20 protein-coding genes and 2 pseudogenes are annotated in these 25,150 nt (G+C 62.0%); 9 read left to right on the top strand and 13 right to left on the bottom strand.

Annotated elements, in window-relative coordinates; translation table 11 throughout:
• Positions 1-7: 7 nt before the first annotated feature.
• The 4 genes from cysD to GQ57_RS22730 all read right to left on the bottom strand — a co-directional run bounded on the left by cysD (position 8) and on the right by GQ57_RS22730 (position 4,059).
• The gene (cysD, locus tag GQ57_RS22715; RefSeq protein ID WP_034199065.1) at positions 8-970 is read right to left on the bottom strand and encodes a sulfate adenylyltransferase subunit CysD; all 963 of its coding nucleotides are present in this window, start codon (positions 968-970) and stop codon (positions 8-10) included.
• A gap of 80 nt (positions 971-1,050) precedes the next feature.
• Positions 1,051-1,800 carry a phosphoadenylyl-sulfate reductase gene (locus GQ57_RS22720; RefSeq protein ID WP_031398460.1) on the bottom strand — a complete coding sequence of 250 codons (750 nt, stop codon included), beginning with the start codon at positions 1,798-1,800 and terminating at the stop codon, positions 1,051-1,053.
• Positions 1,797-2,354 (bottom strand): DUF934 domain-containing protein, encoded by a 558-nt coding sequence (locus tag GQ57_RS22725; RefSeq protein ID WP_034199066.1) that lies wholly within the window; start codon positions 2,352-2,354, stop codon positions 1,797-1,799. Before GQ57_RS22725 ends, GQ57_RS22720 begins: the two co-directional genes overlap by 4 nt.
• A gap of 25 nt (positions 2,355-2,379) precedes the next feature.
• Positions 2,380-4,059, bottom strand: coding sequence for a nitrite/sulfite reductase (locus tag GQ57_RS22730; RefSeq protein ID WP_031398462.1), 1,680 nt, complete (start codon positions 4,057-4,059; stop codon positions 2,380-2,382).
• 214 nt (positions 4,060-4,273) lie between these two features.
• Here GQ57_RS22730 and GQ57_RS22735 point away from each other — a divergent pair, with 214 nt between their 5' ends.
• The 3 genes from GQ57_RS22735 (at position 4,274) to GQ57_RS22745 (ending at position 7,954) form a co-directional block, all read left to right on the top strand.
• Positions 4,274-5,215, top strand: a complete 942-nt coding sequence (locus GQ57_RS22735) for a CysB family HTH-type transcriptional regulator (RefSeq protein WP_031398463.1) — start codon at positions 4,274-4,276, stop codon at positions 5,213-5,215.
• A 73-nt stretch (positions 5,216-5,288) separates the two neighbouring features.
• On the top strand, positions 5,289-6,446 hold the full coding sequence (locus GQ57_RS22740) for an ABC transporter substrate-binding protein (protein WP_034199067.1): 1,158 nt from the start codon (positions 5,289-5,291) through the stop codon (positions 6,444-6,446).
• Positions 6,447-7,246: 800 nt separating this feature from the next.
• Entirely contained in the window at positions 7,247-7,954 is a 708-nt protein-coding gene (locus tag GQ57_RS22745) for a hypothetical protein (RefSeq protein WP_034199068.1), read from the top strand.
• A 35-nt stretch (positions 7,955-7,989) separates the two neighbouring features.
• Here GQ57_RS22745 and GQ57_RS22750 read toward each other — a convergent pair whose 3' ends face one another.
• From GQ57_RS22750 to GQ57_RS22765, 5 genes and pseudogenes are all read right to left on the bottom strand, one after another.
• Entirely contained in the window at positions 7,990-8,220 is a 231-nt protein-coding gene (locus GQ57_RS22750; RefSeq protein ID WP_034199069.1) for a DUF2274 domain-containing protein, read from the bottom strand.
• Positions 8,217-9,533: a TrbI/VirB10 family protein gene (locus GQ57_RS22755; RefSeq protein ID WP_034199070.1), complete on the bottom strand. Its 1,317-nt coding sequence runs from the start codon at positions 9,531-9,533 to the stop codon at positions 8,217-8,219. Before GQ57_RS22755 ends, GQ57_RS22750 begins: the two co-directional genes overlap by 4 nt.
• A 2-nt stretch (positions 9,534-9,535) precedes the next feature.
• Positions 9,536-10,288, bottom strand: a pseudogene (trbG, locus tag GQ57_RS22760) (P-type conjugative transfer protein TrbG); the annotation flags it as partial.
• A 4-nt stretch (positions 10,289-10,292) separates the two neighbouring features.
• A pseudogene (locus GQ57_RS39960) lies at positions 10,293-11,723 on the bottom strand (ParB/RepB/Spo0J family partition protein); the annotation flags it as partial.
• A 79-nt stretch (positions 11,724-11,802) separates the two neighbouring features.
• A complete protein-coding gene (locus GQ57_RS22765) occupies positions 11,803-12,627 on the bottom strand; it encodes a DUF932 domain-containing protein (protein ID WP_034199071.1) in 825 nt (274 codons plus the stop codon).
• A gap of 584 nt (positions 12,628-13,211) precedes the next feature.
• Between GQ57_RS22765 and GQ57_RS22770 the strand changes: the two genes are divergently transcribed.
• The 5 genes from GQ57_RS22770 to GQ57_RS39980 all read left to right on the top strand — a co-directional run bounded on the left by GQ57_RS22770 (position 13,212) and on the right by GQ57_RS39980 (position 20,464).
• Positions 13,212-14,258 carry a PIN domain-containing protein gene (locus GQ57_RS22770; RefSeq protein WP_160257548.1) on the top strand — a complete coding sequence of 349 codons (1,047 nt, stop codon included), beginning with the start codon at positions 13,212-13,214 and terminating at the stop codon, positions 14,256-14,258.
• Positions 14,259-14,333: 75 nt separating this feature from the next.
• Complete coding sequence (locus tag GQ57_RS22775; RefSeq protein ID WP_034199072.1) at positions 14,334-16,082, top strand: ATP-dependent nuclease; 1,749 nt, start codon at positions 14,334-14,336, stop codon at positions 16,080-16,082.
• Positions 16,079-17,824: a UvrD-helicase domain-containing protein gene (locus tag GQ57_RS22780; RefSeq protein WP_034199073.1), complete on the top strand. Its 1,746-nt coding sequence runs from the start codon at positions 16,079-16,081 to the stop codon at positions 17,822-17,824. Before GQ57_RS22775 ends, GQ57_RS22780 begins: the two co-directional genes overlap by 4 nt.
• 87 nt (positions 17,825-17,911) lie before the next feature.
• Positions 17,912-19,321 carry a phosphoribosyltransferase-like protein gene (locus tag GQ57_RS39975; RefSeq protein WP_081896743.1) on the top strand — a complete coding sequence of 470 codons (1,410 nt, stop codon included), beginning with the start codon at positions 17,912-17,914 and terminating at the stop codon, positions 19,319-19,321.
• Positions 19,322-20,464, top strand: coding sequence for a reverse transcriptase family protein (locus GQ57_RS39980; protein ID WP_081896744.1), 1,143 nt, complete (start codon positions 19,322-19,324; stop codon positions 20,462-20,464).
• A 13-nt stretch (positions 20,465-20,477) separates the two neighbouring features.
• On the opposite strand, the gene GQ57_RS22785 is transcribed toward GQ57_RS39980, so the two are convergent.
• The 4 genes from GQ57_RS22785 to GQ57_RS22800 all read right to left on the bottom strand — a co-directional run bounded on the left by GQ57_RS22785 (position 20,478) and on the right by GQ57_RS22800 (position 24,103).
• The gene (locus GQ57_RS22785) at positions 20,478-20,798 is read right to left on the bottom strand and encodes a helix-turn-helix domain-containing protein (RefSeq protein WP_034199074.1); all 321 of its coding nucleotides are present in this window, start codon (positions 20,796-20,798) and stop codon (positions 20,478-20,480) included.
• Complete coding sequence (locus tag GQ57_RS22790; RefSeq protein ID WP_034199075.1) at positions 20,798-21,160, bottom strand: type II toxin-antitoxin system RelE/ParE family toxin; 363 nt, start codon at positions 21,158-21,160, stop codon at positions 20,798-20,800. Before GQ57_RS22790 ends, GQ57_RS22785 begins: the two co-directional genes overlap by 1 nt.
• A 75-nt stretch (positions 21,161-21,235) precedes the next feature.
• Positions 21,236-22,582, bottom strand: coding sequence for a tyrosine-type recombinase/integrase (locus GQ57_RS22795; protein ID WP_034199076.1), 1,347 nt, complete (start codon positions 22,580-22,582; stop codon positions 21,236-21,238).
• Between the two features lie 630 nt (positions 22,583-23,212).
• On the bottom strand, positions 23,213-24,103 hold the full coding sequence (locus GQ57_RS22800) for an alpha/beta fold hydrolase (protein ID WP_034199077.1): 891 nt from the start codon (positions 24,101-24,103) through the stop codon (positions 23,213-23,215).
• 105 nt (positions 24,104-24,208) lie between these two features.
• Here GQ57_RS22800 and GQ57_RS22805 point away from each other — a divergent pair, with 105 nt between their 5' ends.
• The gene (locus GQ57_RS22805; protein WP_034199078.1) at positions 24,209-25,105 is read left to right on the top strand and encodes a LysR family transcriptional regulator; all 897 of its coding nucleotides are present in this window, start codon (positions 24,209-24,211) and stop codon (positions 25,103-25,105) included.
• The last annotated feature ends 45 nt before the right edge of the window (positions 25,106-25,150 follow it).

Raw genomic sequence — 25,150 nt, forward strand, 5'->3', positions numbered from 1 at the left:
GTGTGCTTCAGAAATAACCTTGCTTCTTGCGCTGCTCCATCGCGGCTTCGGAGGCCTGGTCGTCCATCCGCGTCGCGCCGCGCTCGGTGATCTCGGTCACCGCTGTCTCGGCGATGATCTTCTCGACGTCGTCCGCGTCGCTCTCGACCGGGCACGTGCAGCTGATGTCGCCGACCGTGCGGAAGCGCACCTGCGCGAACTCGCTCGTCTCGCCGTCGCGCATCGGTGTCAGCGGCGTGACCGGCACGAGCAGCCCGTTGCGGCGCACGATCTCGCGCTGGTGCGCGTAATAGATCGACGGCAGTTCGAGGTTTTCGCGCGCGATGTACTGCCACACGTCGAGCTCGGTCCAGTTCGAGATCGGGAACACGCGCAGGTGCTCGCCCTTGTGCAGGCGCGCGTTGTACAGGCTCCACAGTTCCGGGCGCTGCGCCTTCGGGTCCCACTGGCCGAATTCGTCGCGGAACGAGAAGATGCGCTCCTTCGCCCGCGCCTTCTCTTCGTCGCGGCGCGCGCCGCCGATCAGCGCGGTGTAGCCGTGCGCCTCGATCGTCTCGAGCAGCGTGACGGCCTGCGCGGCATTGCGCGAATCGGTCTCGCGGCGCAGCACGACCGTGCCGCGCTTGATCGAATCCTCGACGTGGCCGACGACCAGCTCGGCGCCGAGCTCCTGCGCGCGGCGATCGCGGAAATCGATCACTTCCTGGTAGTTGTGGCCCGTGTCGATGTGCACGAGCGGGAACGGCAGCGTCGTCTTGCGGTTCGCGCCGAGGCCGAACGCCTTAAGGGCCAGATGCAGCACGACGACCGAATCCTTGCCGCCCGAGAACAACAGCGCCGGCTTGCTGCATTCGGCGACCAGTTCGCGCAGGATGTGGATCGACTCGGCTTCGAGCCAGTCGAGGTGGCCCATGCGGCTGTCGGCACCGGCGGGCGGGGCAAAGGCGGATTGCTCGAGCGTCGTGCTCATGGTTTCAGTCCTTCTCTTCCGGGTTCGTGCCGCCCGCGGTCTGTCGCTGGCGGCGCAATATTCAGTTTTTTGTCAGGCTTTCAGTGTGCGGCGCCGGCCTCGGCGGTCGCGGGAAGCGGCGTGATCGTGATGTGCAGGCCGCATTCCTTCGTGTCGCGCGATTCCCACCACCAGCGGCCCGCGCGGCTGTCCTCGCCGGGGCGGATCGCCCGCGTGCAGGGCTCGCAGCCGATGCTCGGGTAGCCGCGTGCGTGCAGCGGGTTCACCGGCACGTCGAACGCCTCAAGGTACGCCCATACGTCGCTTTCGGTCCAGTCGGCGAGCGGATTGTACTTCGCGATCCCGCGCGCTTCGTCCTGTTCTTCCTCGTGCAGCTCCGCCCGCGTGACCGACTGCTCGCGGCGCTGGCCCGTGACCCATCCGCCGACGTCGGCCAGCGCGCGATTCAGCGGCTCGACCTTGCGGATGTGGCAGCACGACTTGCGCAGCTCGACGCTCTCGTAGAAAGCGTTCAGGCCGTGCTCGGCGACGTACCTGTCGATCGCGTCCTGCTGCGGGTGGAACTGCTCGATCTCGTAGCCGTAACGCTCGCGCACGCGATCGATCATGCCCAGCGTTTCCGCATGCAGGCGGCCGGTGTTCAGCGAGAAGATGCCGATCGGCACGCCTTTCGACAGGATCGCGTGCGTCAGCAGCATGTCTTCCGCCGCGAGGCTGCTCGCGAACTTCACGCGCTCGTGACGCTCGCCGATCTGCGCGAGCAACGCGTCGAGGCGCTCGACCTTCGCGGCAAGCTCCGGCGTCAGCACGGTGGCGGTCGCGGCGCTCATGCGCTCACCTTGGCGCCGGGCGCCGCCCCGTCGGCCGCGGTGGCGCGGCGGCGAAACAGCGGCGCCGGCTCGTCGAACGCGCCCTGGTAGCGCTGCGTGAATTCCGTGAACGCGTTCAGCGCGTCGTGGATGTCCTTGTCGGCGCGCACCGCGAATGCGTCGAAGCCGCAACGCGACATGTACAGCAGCTGGTCGCGCAGCACGTCGCCGATCGCGCGCAGCTCGCCCGTCCAGCCGTGGCGCTCGCGCAACAGGCGCGCGATGCTGTAGCCGCGGCCGTCCGCGAAGCGCGGAAAGTCGACCGCGACGAGCGAAATCGCGCCGAAATCGGCCGCGAGATCGGCCGGCTCGCTGTCCGGAGCGAGCCAGACGCCGAGTTCGTCCTTCGTCTTCGCGGCGACGAGCGCCGCGCGCTCGGCCTGCCACCACGCGAGCGGCACCAGCACCTTGCCGGCCGGCAGCGCATCGACCGCGGGCAGCGCACCGTCTTCCGCCGCGCGCACGACCTGCCATGCATCGTCGATCACTGCGCGGTTCTTGATAATCGAAGCCATCTGCTAATTCCTTCTACCCGGTTGGTTACGCGTTCACCGCCTGGCGCGCCGCATAGACGCGCTCCTTGAACGGCGTGAGGCCGATGCGGTCGTACGTGTCGACGAAGCGCTCTCCGTCGACGCGCGATTCGACGAACGTGTCGATCAGCTTCGCGATGACGTCCGGCACTTCCTCCGCCGAGAACGACGGCCCGATCACGCGGCCCAGGCGCGCGCCGTTGCGGCCCGTGCCCTGCTCGCCGCCGAGCGACACCTGATACCACTCCGCGCCGTCCTTGTCGACGCCGAGGATGCCGATGTTGCCGACGTGGTGGTGACCGCACGAGTTCATGCAACCGGAAATGTTCAGCGACAGGTCGCCGAGGTCGTATACGTAGTCGAGATCGTCGAAACGCTGCTGGATCGCCAGCGCGATCGGGATCGACTTCGCGTTCGCGAGCGAGCAGAAGTCGCCGCCCGGGCACGCGATGATGTCGGTCAGCAGGCCGACGTTCGGCGTGGCGAAACCGGCCGCCTTCGCCTTTTCCCACACGGCGAACAGGTCGCGCTTCTTGACGTTCGCGAGGATCAGGTTCTGCTCGTGCGACACGCGCAGCTCGCCGAGCGAGTAGGCGTCGGCCCAGTCCGCCACCTGTTCCATCTGCTGGTCGGTCGCGTCGCCCGGGGCCACGCGGTGATCCTTCAGCGACAGCGTGACGGCCGCATAGCCGGCCACCTTGTGCGGCGCGACGTTACGCTCGACCCAGCGCGCGAACGCCTTGTTCTCGAGCAGATGCTGCTCGAACGATGCGTCGGTGTCGGCCAGCTTCTCGTATACGGGCGGCTGGAAGTACTGCGACACGCGATCGACTTCCGCCTGCGTGAGCGTCGACGGGCCGTCCTTCAGGTGTTGCCACTCTTCCTCGACCTGCTGCGCGAACTTCGCGGGCGACAGCGCCTTCACGAGGATCTTGATGCGCGCCTTGTACAGGTTGTCGCGGCGGCCGTAGCGGTTATACACGCGCAGCACGGCTTCGCAGTAGGTGAGCAGGTGCTGCCACGGCAGGTCTTCCTTGATCACCGCGCCGATGATCGGCGTACGGCCGAGGCCGCCGCCCGCGAGGATGCTCGCGACCACCTCGCCCTGCGCGTTCTTCTTCAGGTAGACGCCGAGATCGTGGATCTGCACGGCCGCGCGGTCGTCCCTGGAGCCCGACACGGCGATCTTGAACTTGCGCGGCAGCCACGCGAATTCGGGATGGAACGTCGACCACTGGCGCAGGATTTCCGACCACGGACGCGGATCGATCTCCTCGTCCTGGGCGACGCCCGCGAACTGGTCGGCCGTGATGTTGCGGATGCAGTTGCCCGAGGTCTGGATGCCGTGCATCTGCACCGACGCGAGCTTCGCGAGGATCTCGGGCGTCTCTTCCAGCTGGATCCAGTTGAACTGGATGTTCGAGCGGGTCGAGAAATGGCCGTAGCCGCGATCGTGTTCGCGGGCGATGCGCGCCAGCATCCGGAGCTGGTCGCTGCGCAGGTTGCCGTACGGAATCGCGATGCGGTGCATATATGCGTGGCGCTGCATGTACAGGCCGTTCTGCAGGCGCAGCGGACGGAACTCGTCTTCGCTCAGCTCGCCCGACAGCCGGCGGCGCACCTGATCGCGGTACTGCGCGACACGTTCGTCGACGATCGTCTGGTCGTATTGGTCGTACTGATACATTCGGGGACCCCAGGGTTTTCGTGGTGACCGCGCGACGTCCTAGCCACGTCGCGCCCGAATCTCCGTTCCGCCGTCACCGCCGCCAACCACTGCCGGGTGGATTGCTAATGACGAAAACAGATATCCATATTTGAAAAACTCCGGTGAATCGTAATAAACTCGCCTTATATTTCAAACGACTAAAAAATTCTGTTGATATGCGGAAGGGTTATAAATGAACCTGCACCAATTTCGCTTCGTGCGCGAGGCCGTCCGGCAGAATTTCAATCTCACCGAGGCCGCGAAGGCGCTCTACACGTCGCAACCGGGGGTATCGAAGGCGATCATCGAGCTCGAGGACGAGCTGGGCGTGGAGATCTTCACGCGGCACGGCAAGCGCGTGCGCTCGCTCACCGAGCCGGGCCGGATCATCCTCGCGTCGGTCGAGCGGATTCTCCAGGAGGTTGAAAGCCTTAAAAGGGTCGGGAAAGATTATGCCGCGCAAGACCAGGGCAACCTGACCATCGCGGCCACCCACACGCAGGCCCGCTACTCGCTGCCGGCCGCGATCGCCGAGTTCAAGAAGCGCTTCCCGAAGGTTCACCTGTCGATCCTGCAGGGCAGCCCGACGCAGGTGGCCGAGATGGTGATCCATGACCAGGCCGATCTCGCGATCGCCACCGAGGCGATCTCCGACTATAAGGAGCTCGTGTCGCTGCCCTGCTTCCAGTGGCATCACGCGGCCGTCGTGCCGGCCGACCACCCGTTGCTCGAACGCAAGCCGCCGACGCTCGACGATCTCGCGCAGTACCCGCTGATCACCTACGACGATGCGTTCGCGGGCCGCAAGAAGATCAACCATGCGTTCGCGCTGCGCGGGCTGTCGCCGGACATCGTCCTCGAGGCGATCGACGCCGACGTGATCAAGACCTACGTCGAACTCGGCCTCGGCGTCGGGATCATGGCCGACATCGCGTTCAATCCCGAGCGCGACCGCAGCCTGCGGCTCATCCCGGTCGGCCACCTGTTCGGCAGCAACGTGACGCGCGTCGCGCTCAAGCAGGGCGCCTACCTGCGCAGCTATGTGTATACGCTCGTCGAACTGCTGTCGCCGACGCTGAACCGCAAGCTGATCGAGCAGGCGCTCAAGGGCGAATCCGAATCGTACGAGCTTTGACCGGCGTGTATAAACGCAGGGGCGCCGGCTTCCCGTTCGGCGCCCTGTTCCGCTGCCCGACGGAGATTCCCGCATGACGCTTCCCGCCCTGTTGCGCCGCGCCGCCGCCGGCGCCCTCGTGCTGGCCTGCACGGCCGCGCAGGCCGACCTGAAGGTCGGCGTCGACCTGTCGTCGACCGGCCCGGCCGCCGCGATCGGCATCACGAGCAAGAACGCGATCCTGATGTGGCCGAAGACGATCGCGGGGCAGCCCGTCCAGGTGACGGTGCTCGACGACGCCTCCGACCCGGGCACCGCGGTGCGCAACATCCGCAAGCTGGTCGACGAGGATCACGTCGACGTCGTGGTCGGGCCGAACATCACGCCGGCCGCGCTCGCAGCGCTCGACGCGATCGCCGCCGGGCAGACGCCGATGATCACGCTGGTCGGCTCCGGCGCGATCGTCGAGCCGCAGGAAGGCGCGCGGACCTGGGCGTTCAAGATGGCGCAGAGCGACCGCGCGATGGCCGACGTGATGACGCGCTACATGGCGAACCATGGCGTGAAGACGGTCGGCTTCATCGGCTTCGCGGACAGCTACGGCGACAGCTGGCTGAACGAGTTCACGCGCTTCGCCGAGCTGCGCAAGATCCGCGTCGTCGCGACCGAGCGCTTCAACCGCACCGACGCGAGCGTGACCGGCCAGGCGCTGAAGCTGATCGCGGCGAAGCCCGACGCGATCCTGATCGCGGGGTCGGGCACGCCGGCCGTGCTGCCGCAACGCACGTTGACCGAGCGCGGTTACAAGGGCCCGATCTACCAGACCCACGGCATCGCGACGCCCGAATTCATCAAGCTCGGCGGCAAGGATGTCGACGGGACGCTGTTCCCGACCCAGCCGGTGGTCGTCGCGCGCACGCTGCCGGCCGGGCATCCGGCCCGTCAGGCCGCGCTCGCGTTCGTCGACGCGTACGAAGCGAAATACGGCGCAGGCACCGTCACGCAGTTCGCGGGCGACGCGGCAGGCGTCTATCCGCGTCTCGCCGATGCGGTCGGCCGCGCGCTGAAGACCGCGCAGCCCGGCACCCCCGCATTCCGCGCGGCGCTGCGGCGCGAGCTGGAGCGCGCGCACGAACTCGTCGTGCCGAACGGCGTCGTCAACACGAGCGACAAGGATCATGTGGGGCTCGATCAGCGGGCGAGCGTGATGGGAATCGTCAAGCAGGGCCGGTTCATCTACCTGAGCCAGTGACGAGCGTGCCGGATGTCGTGCAGCTTGCCCGGCATCCGGATTTCCGCCATAATCCGCCTTTCGCCGCGCACGGCCTCACGCGTGGCCACGATCAAGCCCAGGTGGTGAAATTGGTAGACGCAGGGGACTCAAAAATAGGTACTTGTACCTATAGTTAGCTTGGGTTCATCGTCTGCAAGTCCGCGTCAGGTAAGGATTTTTTGGGGAACTCGGCTTCCGGTCAAAAAGCTCGCTTTTCGAGCCAGGAGCCAACTAGGAGTCAGTGCGGTGCTGGCTGGCTCCAAGTCAGTAGTAGCAGGTAGTTGAAGTATCATGTGCGTCCTGCCCGAGTGGTGGAATTGGTAGACGCAGAGGACTCAGACCAAATTTGAGCCCTCCAGGGGAAACCCCGGAGGTGAAGCCCGTCAAACTCGGTGAAGGCCCTGGACGCAAGTCCGAGCTAATGCCGAGCCAAGCCCTCGTACCGAAAGGTTCAAGGGAAGGTGTAGAGAGCAGACGGCGGGCACCTACGGCCGAGAGGCTATGGTGAAGGCGTGCTCCAGACCACGAACGCCCTGCCCCGTGCAGGTCGGCGGCGAAAGCCGAAGTGGGAAGAAAATCCTCCGCCGCAAGGCTTGTCGGTTCGAGTCCGACCTCGGGCACCAATTCAGAAGCCGCCTCTGTTCACGCAGAGGCGGCTTTTCTATTTCTGTAAAGTGCTAGTTGCGACCGCCGACGTCAGTGCGGCGACCTATGTGGATGTCCGCTTGCCCTCATGGACAACCTCTACGTCGCAGTGAAAAGCGCAACCCGGAGTGCAGATGAGAAAAGTTAATCCTAACGATGTCAAAGGCGACTTCACGACATTCATAAATGACCAAATCGCCTACTTCGACCGCTCTGTTGCACGCATCACGGCAGGACAACAGCACGCAGATGCAGACCTAAGCATCCTGGCGGAAACGACGCTGCATTCGGCATACGTTGGCTTTGAGAGGTTCGTTTCTGACCTGCTAATCGCATACGTTAATCGTGATTTCTCCCAGTATCAGGCTTCCTTGAAAGGAGCGATCACGAACTCGGTCAACTCCAAATTTGGCGCTTTTGGTGTTGCGCGAATGGCATTCACGCCAATTAAGCACATCAAGCTGGACGACTTGGAGGTACTGGTTGATCCAGAAGGCTGGAATCAGACTTTTAGCTCCGTCGAAAAAATGAAGGCCCGATTCAATGATTGGGTCACGCCTGCATTGCGCGCCGGCGTTACGGCCATCGATGACCACAACACGAAATTTATCGACTCAATGAGATCGGTACGCAACTTCATCGCCCACGGAAGCAAGGGGTCGAAAGACATCATGAATGCCGCTTTGGCCGACATCGCCACGGGCTCACCGATCAATGCCCCATTAGCAAGGGGACAGCATAACTTGCATGTGGTAGGCGCGTACTTGAAAGCCAAGGTAAATGGGGTTCCGCGTGTCAAGATCTATATGACTCGGATACGCGATATTGCGCAGACGATGTAGTCTGTCGGAGCCGCACTGTTCCGGCGAAAGTCTGATTAGCTTTTTCTACCTATGGCGTCCTTTCGGAACCCTCGATCCCCCGCCATGAACGCCTCCAGCATGTGCGGAATCAGCGTCGTCGCATCGACCGCCTTGCCGTAGGTCTGCGCGTGCATGGCCGCGTAGCGGTCGAGGTCGGCCTTGAGCGTGGCCGGGCACGCGAAGGTCAGCTTCACGCTTTCGGTTTTCGGCAGCGGCCCGAGCCGCAACTTGCGTGTCGTGCTCATGGTGAAGTCCCCCGATTGAAGAACAGCGGCTGGTACGGCCGCAGCACGATGTCGCGGTTGACGATGATGCTGACCGGCAGACCCGGCCGTTCGGTCAAGGTCGGCTGGATGTTGAGGTTGCGGCGCGTGAATTCCTGGCCGACCTGATTGGCCGTGTCCTGCGCGCTATCCCGGAACGCGATGACGGTATTGCCGTTGGCATTGCCTTGGTTCGAGACGGCCAGCTCGGAACCCACGCCCAATATAGTGGACAGCGCGGCACCCGCCAGAATGCGTCCCCAATGCCAATCGACGCCATCCTCCAGACCGGCATAGCCAGCCGGATCGGCACCAGCCAGGTTGTCCAGCGTGAGCGAAGACGTGTCCGGCAGGATGATGCGGTTCCACACGATCTGCACGCGGCTCTGCCCGTAGGCGACCTGGCTGTTGTATTTGCCGAGGATGCGCGAACCCTGCGGAATCAGCAGATAGCGGCCCGTCGCTGTGTCGTACACCGGCGCCGTCACGGTGCCGATCACGTCGCCCGGCAGGTCGGACTTGATACCCGTCACCAGCGCCGCCGAGATCACGGTGCCGGCCATCACCTGATACGGCGAGGCCGGCGTTTGCAGGCTGCCGGAATTACGGGTTTGCGTGGTTCCGGCTTTCTGGAACGCCTCTTTCTGATCTTGCCGGTTCTGCACGGCGGTCGGATCGGCCGGCTGCGCCGCCGTCGAGGCCGGGCCGGCGGCCTGCGGGTCGAAGCCCGCCAGACCGGATGCGGGCGCAGCCGAAGCGATCGGCGTGGGTGCAGCGGTAGCAGCAGCGGCGCGTTGCGGATTGCTGGAGCGGAAGAACACCGACGAACCCGCTGCCGCTTCGGCTTCCTTGCGCAGCGCATCGCGCTCGGCCGCCGCCGCGTCTTGGCCCGGTGGCGCGTAGTTGGCCACCGCCGGCTGCTGCGACTGGACGATGGCCGGACCGAGGTCGCCCGGCAGCGGCGGCCCCAGCTCCGGCACCTTCGCCGGCAACGGCGTTGGCTGCGGCGGCAGCTTCGAGTAGTCGGCGGGAAGCTGGCCGAGTTCTTCGGACTTCGATACGCGATCGACGTTGTATAGCTCGTTTGTATCGGTGTTGCCGCGCGAGTGCTTCGGCTGCAACGACCACATCGTTGCGCCGAGCACCGCAACGCCGAGGCCACCGGCCAGCAGTGCCAGCGTGCGCCGGTTGAGGCGCGTCACCGGGCGCGGCTGTGCGCGCAGCGCCACGTTGTCCGGCGCGACCTTCGGCGCCGCGTCGGGAATCGGCTCGCTCGGGATTTCGTTCTGGCTCATGGTCAGTTCCCCCGCGTGCCATCCGTGCGCTCGATACGCACCACGTCGCCTTTATCCCCGCCGAGACGCAATTCGGCTGCGCCGAACAACCGATCCACGATGTAATACGGCGAGCGGAAACGGTAGTTGACGAGCTGGCCGTCACCCTGCGCGCCGATGACGAACAGCGGCGGCAGTTCGCCTTGCGCGATGCCGGGCGGGAACTGGATGTAGACCTTTTCACCATCGTCGAAGGCACGCAGCGGTTTCCACGGCGGATTGCTGCCGCTAATCGCGTAGCGGAAGCGAATCTTCTCCAGCGATAGGCCTGTATCGACGGGGGCCGCCGCCTGCGCGGCCTGATCTTGCCGCTGCAAGGCCAGCATCTGATCCTTCGGGTATTCCCACGACACCGAGGCCATCCATGCCTTTTCGGTCGACGTCAGCTCCAGCAGGTAGGTACGTCGGCTCGTGGTGATGACCAGGTTCGTCTTGAGATCCGAACGGATCGGCTTCACCAGTACGTTCACGCGCAGCGCGTCGCCGGCGCCGCTGGACGTGTCGCCGACGATCCAGCGCACGGTGTCGCCGGCAGCGACCGTCACCAGCTCCTCGCCGGATTGAAGCGAAATCACGGTGACGCGGCCCGGCGCGGCATAGACCTGATACAACGCGCCGTCGGTAAAGGGCCAGACTTGGATCGCGTTGACGAAGCCCTCGCGCGTGGGTGCCATGCGCGCCGCGGCGTTCGCACGCGAGACGCGCACGGTTTCGTCGGTTGCCATGCACCAGCGCGGCCAGCGCAACATGCGGATGCCGTGCGACTTCGATTTGCAGCGCCGCCGTGCGGTGGGCGCTCAACCGCTGCGCCAGCCGGTCGGACAGGCTCGCGGTCTTGGGCGCTTCGCCTTCGTCGTGGCCTTCCTCGTCGTTCGCACCGTCGCCTGCGCCGAAACCCTGCCGCAGCTTTTCGAGTGTCCGCAGCGCCTTCGCCTCGGCCTCGCGCAGCAGGCCGCGATGAATCACGGCGTCGCCTTCACGGTCAAGCGTGACGATGGCACCGGCCACGGCGCGCACGTCTGGGGCATAGCCTTGCAAACCGTCCTCGATGGCTTGCAGTTCCTCGGCCACCTGTTCGCGGCGCGGTTCCAGCGTTTCCACCTTGTCCCCATCCTCGGTGTCGTAGGCTTCTTCCAATTCGGCGTCGAGCTTGTCGAGGCGATTTTGCAGGGACGCGATGCGGCGGGCTTCGCGGCTGGTCGGTTCGCGGCGCTGGCGCGGCGCGTTCTGGAACGACTGCCGCTCGGCGTGGTTCATGTGCGGCACGGCTTCCACCCACGCCCAGCCCTCGGCGCGCACGTCCTCGGCCTGCGCGTCCAGCTTGTCGCGCACCAGCGTTTCCAGCAGCGCGGCGTCGGTCAGGTAGGTTCCCGCGTTGCCTTCCGCGAACAGGTCGCGGAGGATGCCACCGCCTGCATGCGTGTAGGCGTCCAACCCGACGAAACGCACCAGCGGATGCGTGGCGGTGATTTCACGCTCGGTCAGGCGGTCGCGCAGTGCGGATGCGCCGCGCTGCCATTCTGGCGCACCGTAGTACGCGGTTTCCTGTGCGGCGTGGTCGTCGGTGATGGTCAAGGCCATCAACTGTTCCAGTGTGGCGGCTCCGGCGCGGTAGTCGGTCAGCAGGCGCGGCGAGACATTCGCCAGCTTCAAACGGCGCTGCACCACCAACGGGGACACGCCAAAGTCGGCGGCAATGTCTTCCACCGGACGGCCTTCCTTGACCAGCGCAGCGAAGGCCGCGAACTGGTCGGCGGGGTGCATGGCTTCGCGCTGCACATTCTCGGCGAGGCTGACGGTACGGGCAGACGCATCGGCCACCAGCAGGCACGGCACTTCGTAGTCGGCGGCGATGCGCTTCTTCTTCGCCAGCAGCTTCAAGGCGGTCAGGCGGCGGTCGCCTGCGACGACTTCGTATTGCTCGCCATCGGCGGACACGATGACGATGAGGTTTTGCAGCAGGCCGACACGGGCGATGCTCGCGGCCAGTTCGGGGATGGACTGGCGCGGAGTCGTGCGGACGTTGCGCTTGGAACGGCGCGGCAACAACTGCGACAGAGGAACCAGAATCAGGTTCTTGGTCGGGTCGGCCACTTCCAGCGGCGCGGCGGTTTCGAGGGCGATGGCTTCGGTTTTGAGTACGGCGTTCATGGTGATAACTCCTTGCGGTTAGGGATACAGCAGCGAGAGAAGCGGCAAGGGCTGCTGCCTGCCCCTGCCGCGTGGGTAATCAGGCTTTCAACTGGCGCAGGCCATCGGCCAGCAGCCACAAGGCGCGATTCAGGCGGATGCCGTTGTCGATGCCTTGCACCGGGCGCGTGGTCTGGCGACGACCATTCGCGGCGCGGGCGGACAGGCCGCCTTTGATGAGGTTTTCTTGCGTGCGGTTGAACACGCTCCACAAGTCGCGGCGGCTGTCGTCGTGACGGCGCGGCAGCAGGATTTGCGATTCGGTGATGGGCGCGGGCTTGTCGTCGTCGTACTTCAACGCCAGCGCAGCGCGGGCGAACACTTCCGATTCCCCTGCATCCAGCGTGATTGCCTGCATGGCATCGCGGGATTCCTGCGCCCGGTCGAAACCGTGCAGGACTTCGTAAGCGCCTTCGATGACGTGGGCGGCTACGTCGCCCTTGTGGGGAACGCGCACGTCCGCCACGGTGTCGCCACAAACGAGGCCGTTCTGGCAGACGAAGCGGAACATCCCGGCCAGCATCTGATAACTGCTGGTGCCATCGTGCGAGTTCAGCAGGATGATTTCGTTGGCTTCGCGTCCGTTGATCTGGCTGACATGGCGCAGTCGGAGCATGTGCTTGGTGTAGTCGCGGCGGTCGTCGGCACGCACGCGGGTCTGGCACACCATGAACGGCTCGAAGCCTTCGCCGCGCAGTTCTTGCAGCACGGTCGCGGTGGGGATGTAGCTGTACCGCTCGGAGCGGCTTTCGTGCGGGGCGTCCGCGAAGATGGAAGGCGCGACGGCGCGGATTTGGTCATCCGACAGCGGATAGTCGGAACGCAGTACCGGCGAGCGCGAAGCGAAACGGGAAGCGAGTTGCATGGCATTTCTCCTGACGAAAAGGGTTTGCTGTTCAAGCCGCACACCGGATTTCTAGATTCGGAGCCCGCCTTTCGGCGGTTCTGTGCGGTCGGCACGAGGAACCCGGTTGGCCCTGTTGCCACCGTCTTTCCTGAGTTCATCGCCCGCGACGGTCAGGAGCGCGCGGACGGGGGCCGTCAAGGAGGAAAGCGCAGGGTTGGTGCGGCCCGCAGCGCAGCGAGGACACGGCCCTGCGCGCCTTGACGGCACACGGGAGCGGGCTACAGTCGCGGACAAGGTGATGAAGTCAGGGGAGACGGCTGGACAAGGCAACGGCCATCCCTGTGTGCCGACCGCACGCAAGCGAAGCGCGCAGGCCCGGATCGAGGAATCCGGGCCGTAGGCGTCAGCGATGGAAGCCCGCAGGGGGCGAAACTCGCGCAGCGAGGTTCGATGCGAAGCACGAGAGCGCGACCGGCCGCCTGGCCGGGGACGCCCATTGGAAACTTCCTAAGCGTCCAGCAGCATGAGATAGCATCTCTTTTGTCGGGCAAAATGCCGCGAGACCTATCCGATGCGATGGCTCAAACGATCAAAATTTGGAGATGGCTTTGAAGCTTCATCTGCTTATAGATACGTGCGTCTGGCTGGATCTGGCCAAAGACTATCGGCAACTTCCGCTTCTTGATGCTGTACTCGCCATGAAAAACGCCGGCGAACTTGAAATCGTCCTTCCTCAGATAGTGGTGGCGGAATTCAACCGAAACAAAGAGCGCATCATTGCCGATAGCAAGCGCAGCCTGTCGAGTCATTTCAAGCTAGTTCGGGAAGCCATGTTGAAGTTTTCACAGGAAGAAGGGCGTGAAGACGCACTGCGAAAACTGAATGAGGTCGATCACCGGATAGCGATCGGTGGTGAGGCGGTGAACGACGCCATCGAGATCATCGAAAAGATATTCGCGTCCACCGATCACATCTCACTTACCGATGCCGTTAAGGCCCGAGCAGCAGATCGCGCGATCGCAAAAACCGCCCCATTCCATCGGCAACGTAATGGCATCGATGACGCCATCATCATCGAGACATACATCGATGCACTTTCCGCCAAGACGGATACCGACGAGGTGTATGGCTTTGTGACCCATAACATCCACGACTTCAGTGATCGCGGCAGCGACTCGCGCTTGCCGCATTCGGATCTGGCCGCGATATTCGACAATAGCAGCTCCCGATATGCGACCAGCCTTGGGCCGTTGTTAGGTGAGTTCGCCGAAGACCTGCTGGAAGAAGTTAAATTTGAGCGAGAATTCAACCAAGAGCCACGCAAACTGTCTGAACTGCTGGAGGCCGAACACCGGCTGTTCACGCAGGTTTGGTACAACAGGCATTGGAACTTGCGCATTTCTATCGAGCGTGGAAAACACAAGCTGGTAAGTGGCGAGGCGTGGGAGAAGTTGTCGCCCAAGAAGCGGATCAACACGACCGTAGATACGGTATGGGAAGGCGCTCTTGCGGCGGCCAAGCGAGCAGAAGACGAACTTGGCCCGGATGGCATTGGTCCGTGGAGCGATTTCGAGTGGGGAATGATTAACGGCAAGCTATCCGCCATCCGATGGATGTTAGGCGACGATTGGGACATGCTCGACACGTAAGTGCGGCCTGGCGGTCCGGGAACGACAACCTCGAACTATCGCAGGCACATCAAAATTTGTGACTAGGGGGCGCAAGTGCATTTGGCGCAGTTAACGATCTCGAATTTCCGAAAATTGCAGAAAGCAGAATTGCGATTCCAACCGGGCTTAAATGTCCTGGTGGGTGCCAATAACGTCGGGAAGACTGCCGTGGTTGATGCCTTACGGGCTTTACTTGCCGGGCACGACGAACCCTACCCACGCCTCGACATCGATGACGTTCATCGACCTCACGGCGGGGTGCCCGGCGGAGACATCACGTTCCAGTACATATTCCGCGGCCTCGATGAAGACGACGAAGCCGACTTCCTGCCGGCGTTGAAGATAGATGCCGCTGGCAAGGCTGAGGCTCACATCACCATCCGCTATGCGGAAGCCGACAAGATTGGCCGGCTGCGCGCCAAACGCTGGTGTGGCGATCACGAAGACGTCGGGCTGACCGCCGACATGATGGAAAATCTGCGCGGGGTGTACTTGCCACCGCTGCGTGATGCCTCCCAAAGCTTGAAACCGAGTCGCAGTAGCCAACTTGCCCGGTTATTCCAGCTTCTGTCCGACGATGCCGGGCGGAAAGAGATCAACGAGGCACTGGAGAAGCTCGATGAAGAACTGAAAAAGCATCAGCCGATCACCAATACCCATACGGCCATCAAGAGTCGGCACGACAGTATGCTCGGCCCGCAGTTGGCCCAGCTTCTGGAACTCGGATTGAGCGGAAGCGACTTTCAGAGACTGGCATCCCGTCTTTCGCTCATGGTCGATGCTTTCGAGATCGAACAGAACGGCCTCGGCTTCAATAATCTGATTTTCATGGCAGTCGTCCTCAGCGAATTGGCCAAGAACCCGGAATCAAGTTATCGCGGATTGATTATTGAAGAGCCGGAAGCGCATTTGCATCCTCAGCTCCAAGCTGTCCTCTTGGGTTATCTGGAAACGATCAAGGCAACCGATGGAGAGAAGCCGGTTCAGCTTTTTGTAACCAGTCATTCTCCGAATTTTGCCAGCATTGCCGACATCAAATGCTTGGCCTGTCTGGTGGATACGGGAAGCACGGTCGAAACCTTCTTCCCGCGCGACGTTGCCTTCGAGAAGGGGAAGCGAGAGAAGTTGGAGCGTTACCTCGATGTGACGCGCGCGGAGCTATTTTTTGCTCGGCGCGTCATCTTCGTAGAGGGCGCCGCTGAATTGATGCTGGTCAGTGTGCTGGCCGAAAAAGCCGGATACAAACTGCGCGAGCATGGTGTAAGCCTCATCAGCGTGGAGGGACTGAACTTCGACTCGTTTCTTCCCTTGTTCGGCGAAAGTGCCTTGAAGATCCCAGCTTCCGTGATAACCGACGCGGACCCCGTGGACACGCCAACCGATGGAAGCGAACCCAAGGCGCTGTATCCGGCTGCCGGCGATGCCGTCAAGGTATCCGACAATACGGCCAAGATGAAACAGAGCGAGGATGCGCTCGTCAAGATTTTTCACGGGGTCAAGACACTGGAGTACGACCTAGCCCTGCATGAAGATAATCGCTCGGCGATGCTCAAAGCACTCAAGGAACTGCATCCAAAAATCGGCGAAGCCGTCGAGACTACGGTCAATGCGGCCATTGGAGATGCCGACAAAGCCCGCCTTCTGTTCAGCGGCATGTTTGAGCGCACGCAGAACAACGTCCAGAAAGGGCGATTCGGACAGGCTCTCGCTCAAATTCTGGCCGAGGGAGCCGCATGCACCGTACCCGAGTACATCCGCCTAGCCATTGAACACGCCTGCCAGAAGACACCGGAGAATCCATGACGGAGCTTTCCTCGGAACAGTCCACAATTATCGATGCGACGCTTGCACCCATGTCTGTCATCGCGTGTGCGGGCAGCGGAAAAACGCTGACATCGGTTCGACGGCTCGCGGAAATACGCCGACAACTTGGCGACCATCGAGGACGGGTTGCGTTGCTTTCATTCTCTAATGTGGCCGTGGATACTTTCCGACAGAACTATCAGGTTCTGCTCAAGGAAATGTCTGTTGGCATGGGTGGCCACCGTGTTGACATCGATACGCTGGATGGATTCATCACGCGCCATGTGCTTCACCCACATGCCCATCAAACGATGGGCGCGACGCAGGCTGCCTTTCTCGTCATGGGTGGCGAGTCGTTTCTAAACGGATTTACGTTCAAGCCAGGGAATTATCCCGTCAGCATCACGAGCATGCAGGTCGGCGCACGCACGTCTGGCGTCTACTTCTATTATGTGAACAACGATCAGGTGGTCGAGCTGAATCAAAGCGACGCATCCAAGCTCGTGCATCGACTAGGGAAGACGGGCGCCTACACGCACAATCTTGGTCGCTACTGGTGCTACCGAACGCTGCAAGAACAGCCGGTCATCCTGCGCGCCTTAGCTCGCCGGTATCCACACATTCTTATCGACGAGGCGCAGGATATTGGCACGCTGCACCAAGCTATCCTCGAACAACTCATCGGCGCCGGCGTACGAGTCTCGCTGATCGGAGACCCCAACCAAGGTATCTACGAATTCGCTGGCGCAAATGGCGCGTTTCTCTCGCAGTATGGCGGGCGCACTGGGGTCACGGACCTTGGACTGACCCGAAACTATCGGTCTGTACCGCCGCTCGTCAAACTGGCAAACAAGCTGTCCGCACGCAATGATGTGGCCGATCGAGAAGCACCTGATACCACGCATGGCGCGTTCTTCATTCCGTACAAAACGGCCGAGCGCGATAAAGTCGTCACGGCCTTCCAAGCGGCGGTGCTTGCAGCGGAACTGAAAGTTGAACGATCCGCGGTGTTATGCCGTGGCCGCGACCTTGCCGACAAGCTAGCCGGCAACGATTCCCCGGCCGGTCAAGGAACAGTGAAGGGCTTTGCTCAGGCGGCCATTGCCCGCGACAAGAAACAGGACTATCTGGGCGCCTTCAAGGGCGTAGCTACATGCGTCGTTAGCCTCCTTGCTGATCCACCGAAGGGGTTGGTGGCCTCGATTACTCAGCCCGCACGATACCCCGAGGCCCAAAGTCTGCGGCGTCTCATTTGGCGCTTTGCGCGTAACCCCGATACGGGCTTGCCGTCCACGACACTTCTGGCCGACACGGAATGGCATCCACAACTACTCGCCAGGGTGAAAGCATTGCTCGCCGTCTTGGAGAGCGATCACGGTCTTAAGCCTACTGACAACATCGGCATGAAGCTGGCAAAAAAGAGCTTACCCAATGCACCGCTAGCCGTTGTTTCCGACCTCGCCGCACCCAGCGCCGCTCGGGTTCGCGTGGATACTGTTCACCAGGCAAAGGGCGAAAGTCTGGATGCAGTGCTGTACATGGCAAACAAGGAGCACGTTTCAGCGCTGCTGGGCGGAGTCAGTTCCGAGGTCGGACGCATAGGCTACGTGGCCGTTACCCGTGCCCGAAATCTCTTATGGCTGGGCGTGCCCTCCAATGCGCTACCAGACCTACGCCAAAGCTTGATTTCGCATGGTTTTCAAGAGGCTGGCATTTCCGCTGTCCCCTCCGTAACCAGCTGAGTCTCAGAATTAACTCGGCGAAAGCAGCATTCCTTAAGAACGGAACACGGAATAGAACAACACAAGTCTATATCAGCGAGTCAAGCCATGACACCTCATAAGACAAAATTGCAGCAGCTTTCAATTAGTGCAATTGAGCAATCCGCTGAGATTCAGGCGTGGCTATCTCAGTTTAATACCGGACAACAGGCCACCGCCAAAACGCTACTGAGTCACATAAAATTTGTATCACGGGACGAGTTCGCGTCGTGGTTGCGTCAAGCCATAGGACAGCTTCCACCTCAGCAAGTACATGCCTTGTACTCAGTAAGAAAACTGGAGTCAGAACAAACAAATTTTTTTGATGACTCAGGGAATCCCATTAGCAGACCGGGAGATTCGCTCGGAAGCGAGGACTTGGTCTACTCGCTCATATCGAACTGTGTCCGGGCAAGCAATGGAAAACTTCTTGACCATCCTTCGCTGTCGATCTTGAAGTCTCAAAAAATACGAAGCTATGTGCTTCTCGATGATTCCATTGGAAGCGGCGATCGCGTCTCGGGCTTCATCAACGCGATGCTGAAAAGTCCGACATTCCTGAGTTGGTGGAGCTTTGGCTGGATTAAGTTTCATGTTGTCAGCTTTGCAAGACCGCGCGAAGCCGAGACAAAAATTATCGCCAAAATTCGTGGCTCAGACCACGGAAAACGCCATTTCAGAAAATCCGAAAAAGTCGATTTCACTAGTGAAATAGTCTATGAAACCGATTGGTATCAGGCTCGCTGGGGTGAGCAGTATAGGCTGGTGATCGACCTTTGCCGCCACCAGACCAAAATTCCGACTAAATGGCGCCTAGGATACGGGGCCGTTGCTGCGAATATCGTGTTCTACCATAGCGTTCCAAACAATCTTCCTGGTGTGCTCTGGTACTCGAAGGAGGACAAATGGCAGGGACTGATGCCGGGGCGCGCAGTCCCTGACTGGCTTTTGGCATTCCTTGACCAAGACCGCAGAGAAGTGGTTCGGGGCAATACCTCAATCTCAGAGGAAATATATAAGCTGCTAGCGCTAGTAAAACGTGGAATCCGCAGCCCAAACAGTGTCGCGCTTCGGCTCGGCCTCGACCAAAGGTATGCCCAAAATCTGATCTTACATGCGGGGGCACTCGGACTACTGACGCCACATACTCGCCTGACCCCGGCCGGCCTTAACTGCCTGATGCAATCAAACAAGGTTGCGAATATACCCAAGTGGGATCATAGCCTGTATATTCCAGTTTCGTGGTGTGCTGGCCGGGCGACCGTTCAGCCGTTGACCGATGATGAAGGCAGTGCCTTTCAGGAGTCGACAAATTCTGTCGTAGCTTCTACATCGACAGATGGAGATGTCGGACAGGCATCTCTGGAAAGATCTGACGCTAAGGCGGCTGCGCCGCCCTTCAGTGTCATGCCCCAATCACCTTCGATGTCTCGGGAGAGCCATGACACTGATGGCCCCGTGGGCTCAAAGGAGAGGTGAATGGAGACCTGGTCAGTACACCACCTTTCCCAACAAGCGACTTCCGTTCTCGGCAAATCAATTGCTCAAGACCTAACTTCGTATGCTCAACGCCTACGACGCTCAGGGCTGCCGGTAGTTTTCACACTGCGCCATCTTTCCAGAATCGTTGGTGTCGATTATTCCCTGCTGCGAGCATCAGTTGAAAGGCGCCGAGAGTCTGCCAATTACCGCATGTTTGCAATCAAGAAACGCTCGGGCGGCCGACGGCACATTCATGCAATCACCGGAGACCTGTTTAAAGCACAGCAATTTATAAATGCGGAAATTTTGCAGAAACTAAATCCACATCCAGCATCATTCGCCTTTCATCCCGGGGGAGGAATTCGAGCCTGCGCCGCTGCGCATTGTGGCGCTCGTTGGCTGTTTCAGTACGATCTCTCGGATTTTTTCCATTCGATCAGTGAGGCTGATGCCTATAAGGTTTTTTTTACCGCTGGGTATCGACCCCTACTTGCCTTTGAGTTAGCCAGAATTTGCACAACGACTCGATTGCCAGACCATTTGAAGCATCATCTCTGGGCACACCGAGCTTGGAGGGATTATAAATTCTATGGCGACCATACTCACGCGATGGGAGTGTTACCGCAAGGAGCGCCAACGAGTCCCATGCTAAGCAATTTGGCTGCACATCATTTGGATATAGTGCTGACGGAGTTTGCTGACCGGCATGGAATGAGCTATACCCGCTATGCAGACGACTTGACTCTATCTACAAGCAGCGATTTACCTGATGGGATGTCCATCGGGAACATTCATCGCGCAGTCATTGGAATCATCCGCAAGAGCGGTTTTCAGGAAAATAAGAAGAAGATAAGAATTGCCGGCCCAGGCTCAAAAAAGATCGTACTAGGGCTACTTGTCGATGGCACTGCGCCAAGACTATCAAAGGAAACATACAAGCGCATTGATCGACATCTACACGCCACTCAAAAATACGGACTTGCTAACGTAGCAAGTCATGAGGGCTTTGACTCACCACTTGGCTTCTACAATCATCTCAGCGGCTTGATTGCATTCGTGAAGGATGTTGATCTAGTTCGATGGAAAGAATTTCACGATCAGTTTTCAAAAATAGAATCACCCATGAACGGGGGAGTCTAAGGGAATCACTCTGCTAGACAGCGACGGTGATGCCGGGGGTATGTGCTCGATGTGCAGGCTGCACGATGATTTCGACGCGCTGATCGAGCGACACCAGCGCCTGCATCAGCCGCTCCAGCGAAATGTTCTGGAGCTTGTAGCGGCGCACCTGCGACACCTTCGGCTGGGTCATACCGGTGATCATCGCGGTTTCAGACTGACTAAGGCCGCGCTGGTCGATCAGTGCGTTGAGCTTGAACGCAAGCGCGGCCTTTGCCGACAACTCCTTGGCGTCGTCGAAACCGAGGTCGAGCAACACGTTGTCGGTGCCTGGGGGATGGTTGATACGGGTCATCACGCTCTCCCGCTCGCCCCATAACGGGCAAGCACTGCTTTCAGCCGCTTCTCGATCAGTTCCACGTCCGGCTGCGGCGTAGCGATGCCAGACTTGGATTTCTTCTGGAACGCATGGAGCACATGCACCGCGTCGCCGACCCGCACGGTATAGACCGCGCGAAAGGTGTCGCCGCGATGGTCTTCCGCCAGCTCATACACGCCGGAACCCAGCCCCTTCCAGGGCTTGGCCGAATCCGGCGTGCCGCCCAATTGGACGACGAACAACGCCACACCCATGTCCTTCTGCACGTCGATCGGGAACTCCTTGAAGTCCTTTTTCGACGAGCCTTCCCAATAGAGAAGCTTGCGTTTCTGTACCATGAAATTATATCCGTTCGGGTATGGATGGCAAGTCCGAATTGTCGTATCAGCGATACGACAATTCGGGTGCCAGGTTCAGGTGCCGGCGGCCGCCCCTGGTGTGGCCCGCTTTGTGCCAGGCGGCACGGCGCGCTTCGGGCTTTTGCGGTGGCGATAGGGCCGATAGTTGCCCTGACTGGTGCGGGTCTTCTCGCCTTCCGCGATGGCGGAAACGGCTGCCGGCGGCGCAGTCGGCGTAGCCGACGCCCGGCTGTCGATGGCATCCCGACGCAGGTTGGCGACCTTCTCGGCAGCCGCCCGGATCGGGTCATCCTCGGTATGCACATACGTCATGAACTGCGTGACGGTCTTGTGCGCGGTCAGCGCCATGCCGACCTTGATGGGAACTCCGGAATTGGCGATGTCGGTGGCCGCGCGATGGCGAATGCCGTGCGTGCCGACGTGCGGCACCTTGGCCCGCTCCAGAATGCGCCGCCAAGAGTTGTAATAGGTGCCTTCAGGCAGCGGTTCCTTGCTATCGAAGATGGCTGGACACACGTAAGGCGAATCGTTGATGCGCGGGGCATTGGACAACAGTTGGTAGGCTGCTTCGCTCATCGGCTTGGAAATGTCGCCGGTCTTGCTGTCTGGCCAGACGACTCGGCGATTCTCGAAATCGACCCAGGCCCATTCAAGCGTGCGGATCTCTATCATGCGTGCCGAAAACTCGAATTGCAGGCGGATCGCCAGCGTCAGGATCGGGTGCTCTAGCCCTTCGGCATCCGCCCGGTCCAGATAGGCATAGAGACGCGCCAGCTCGTCGTTGACGATGTAGCGCGTCTCGCCATCTTCCCGGTACTTGGGGACGTGACGGCATGGATTGGAGCCGTCCGGCCGATAGCCCCACACTTCGGCCATGTTGAGCATCTTGCGCAGGCAGGCCAGAAGTCGGTTGGCCGTGACGGCGATGTGTGCCTTGTCCCGCATCAGCGCCGTAATGTCCGCCCGCGTCAGGTCGGGCACCTTCATCTTGCCCAGCGCCGGGATGATGTGACGGTCGATGTAGCCTTGGTAGGTATCGACCGTGCGAGGCTTGTTGCGCGGCTTCGAGTATTCCTCGATGAACTGCCCACATAACTCCTTGACCGTGGGGGCCATGCGCGCGGCCAGCTTGGCGGCGCTGGGGTCGTTGCCCTTGCGCACGTCGGCCAGCCAGTCCTGAGCGATCGAGCGGGCCTGCTCGACGGTCAGCTCGCCGAACTGGCCGATTTTCGGCTTGCGGCGCTCGCCCCAGTTTGTGCGGTACTGGAGCATAAAGACCTTGCGGCCGTGGGCGGTGACTTTGCAGAGGAATCCGGGGACAATGGTGTCCCGCAGTTCGTAGTCTTTGCCGGTGACTTCGGCCACATCGACAGCGGATTTGGTGAGCTTGATCTTGGCCATGACGCCTCCTAGTTCGGGATCGAACGCAGGAACCAGCCAAGAGCCACGACATCGGAAAGTGTGCCGCAATCGGTCTGGTCAAGGCGTAAGGTTAGACGGGACTAACCTCTTGGAAAACCAAGCCCAGCAAGGCTTAGCGGGTTCCAGCGTAGTCCCATGCTATTCTTCAAGAACAATCTCAAAATCCCCCGCCGCAAGGCGTGCCGGTTCGATTCCGGCCCTGGGCACCAGTATTTAGCAGCGTCTCACGATGCCGCAGACGAAACCCGCACAAGCTCGCCGCTTCGCGGGTTTTTTGTTTTTTGCCGAGCACGCCGCAACGCGTGCCCCTGCGCGACGGCCCGGCCATCCAGAGGACGCGCGGCACGAAGGCACGCAATATCGGTGCGCCCGATACCGTCTCCGCCCTCCCCCGGCATGCGCGTCATGGCGCGCTTGCTCATCGCGGACGGAAACGACATGCCGAGCGCCCGAATCCGCTCCCGGACGCCATCCCGCATCGCCCCGAACGAAAGGCCTCAACCGGCCATCGTCCACCTCCCCTGCGCACGCCATCGACACCCGCGCGAAATCGAGTAACGCAGGCCGAGCAGCGCACCCCGCGTCGCCGACCGTCACCGGCCGACAGCATCAGCCGTGCCCGCAGAACCCGACGATCGCATCGGCGACCGCCGCCGGCGCCTCGCGCTGCGGAAAATGGCCGACACCATCCAGCACGGCGCGCGCATAGCGGCCCGAGAAGAACCGCTCGCGCCCGGCGGACGTATCCGCGGCATTGCAGGTATCCACGGCGCCGTGCAGCACGAGCGTCGGCACCGACAGCACGGGTGCGGGCGTCAGCCGCGCCTCGTCCCCCGCGTACGCGGCCCCGCCGTCGACGAATCCCCAGCGATAACGGTACGAATGCAGCACCACGTCGATCCAGTCAGGCCCGTCGAACGCCGCGGCAGCCGCGTCGAAGTCGCGCTCGTCGTACCAGCCGGCAGGCGACCACGTGTCCCACATCAGGCGCGCGAATGCGCGACGATCGTCGCGCAGCGCGCGCTCGCCGCGCGCCGTCGCCATGAACCAGTGATACCAGTAGTTGCGCGCCTGCGGCAGCGACAGCGGCTGCGCCGGATCGTTCGTGCCATAACCCACCGACAGCATCACCAGATGCGACGCCGCGGCGTTGTCCAGTCCGCACGCGTTCGCGACCGCACGCGCGCCCCAGTCGTGCCCGACCAGCACCGGCCGCGCGATGCCGAGTGCGTCGTTGAATTCGAGCAAGTCACGGCCCAGCGCCGCGAGCCGGCCGCTGCGCGGCGTGGCGGGATCGCGAAAGCGCGTCGGCGCAAAGCCGCGCAGCGCGGGCGCGAGCACGCGGTAGCCGCGCGCCGCGAGCGCCGACGCCACGGCCTCCCAGCCGACCGGGCTGTCCGGCCAGCCGTGCAGCAGCACGGCCACGCGCTCGCCGCGCGGGTTCCATTCGAGATAGGCGATATCGAGCGACGCGGTCGTCGCATACGCATAGGCAGTCATCGTGCACTCCGTTGGTCAACCTGAGCGCACGATGGTAGGTCGGTCTTTCAACACGATTCACGGAGTATCATCACTCATTCTTCGAGTATTGCGTTGAATTGACCGATGGAACCGTTGACCGATCCCGCGTCGAGCTCGCTCGACATCACGCTGCTGCGCACCTTCCTGGAAGTCGTCGACAGCCGCGGCTTCGCGCCGGCCGCGGAACGCCTCGCGCTGACGCCGTCCGCCGTCAGCGGCCACATCAAGCGGCTCGAACAGGCGGCCGGCACCGTGCTGCTCGCGCGCACGACGCGCCGCATCGCGCTCACGCCGGCCGGCGACACGCTGTACGCGTACGCCCGCAACATCGTCGACATGGAGCGCGAAGTGCGCGCGCGGCTGCGCGGCGCGCCGGCGCACGGACGGCTGCGGGTCGGCGCATCGGAGGATTTCGCGGGGGCGTGGCTGCCGCACGTGCTGCGCACGTTCCGCGACCGCCATCCGCATACGTCGATCGAGCTGAAGGTCGGGATCACCGCGTCGCTGCTGCACGAACAGACGATCGGCCGGCTCGATGTCGTGTTCGGCAAGCAGTGCCGGCAGGTCGACGCGCCCGGCGAACTGCTGTGGGAAGAACCGCTCGTATGGGCGTTCGCGTCGGATTGCCCGCTCGACGCCCGCGGCGAAGTGCCCCTCGCGCTGTTTCCGCAGCCGTGCGTCTATCGGGAAGCCGCCGTCGCGGCGCTCGCCGCCGCGCTGCGGCCGTTCCGCGTGCTGTTCGAGAGCGGCAGCATGGCCGGCTGCGTGTCGGCCGCGCTCGCGGGCTTCGCGGTCACCGCGCTGGCGCGCAGCCAGCTGCGCGACGGCCTGCGCGCATGCGGGGCGCCGGACGGGCTGCCCGCGCTGCCGGCCGCGCGCTTCTACGCATTCGCGGCGAAACCGGACGGCGTCGGTTCAGCCTTGATCGACGCAGTACGGGAGGCCGGGCGCGGCCGGCGGTTTGCAACGCAGCCCGGTTGAAAAAACGCGGCGGCGCCCGGCCTCCCGTACTGCGTCGAGCAAGGC

Source organism: Burkholderia sp. MSh2 (assembly GCF_000731655.1).
In the GTDB taxonomy this organism is placed as follows: Bacteria; Pseudomonadota; Gammaproteobacteria; order Burkholderiales; family Burkholderiaceae; genus Burkholderia; species Burkholderia paludis.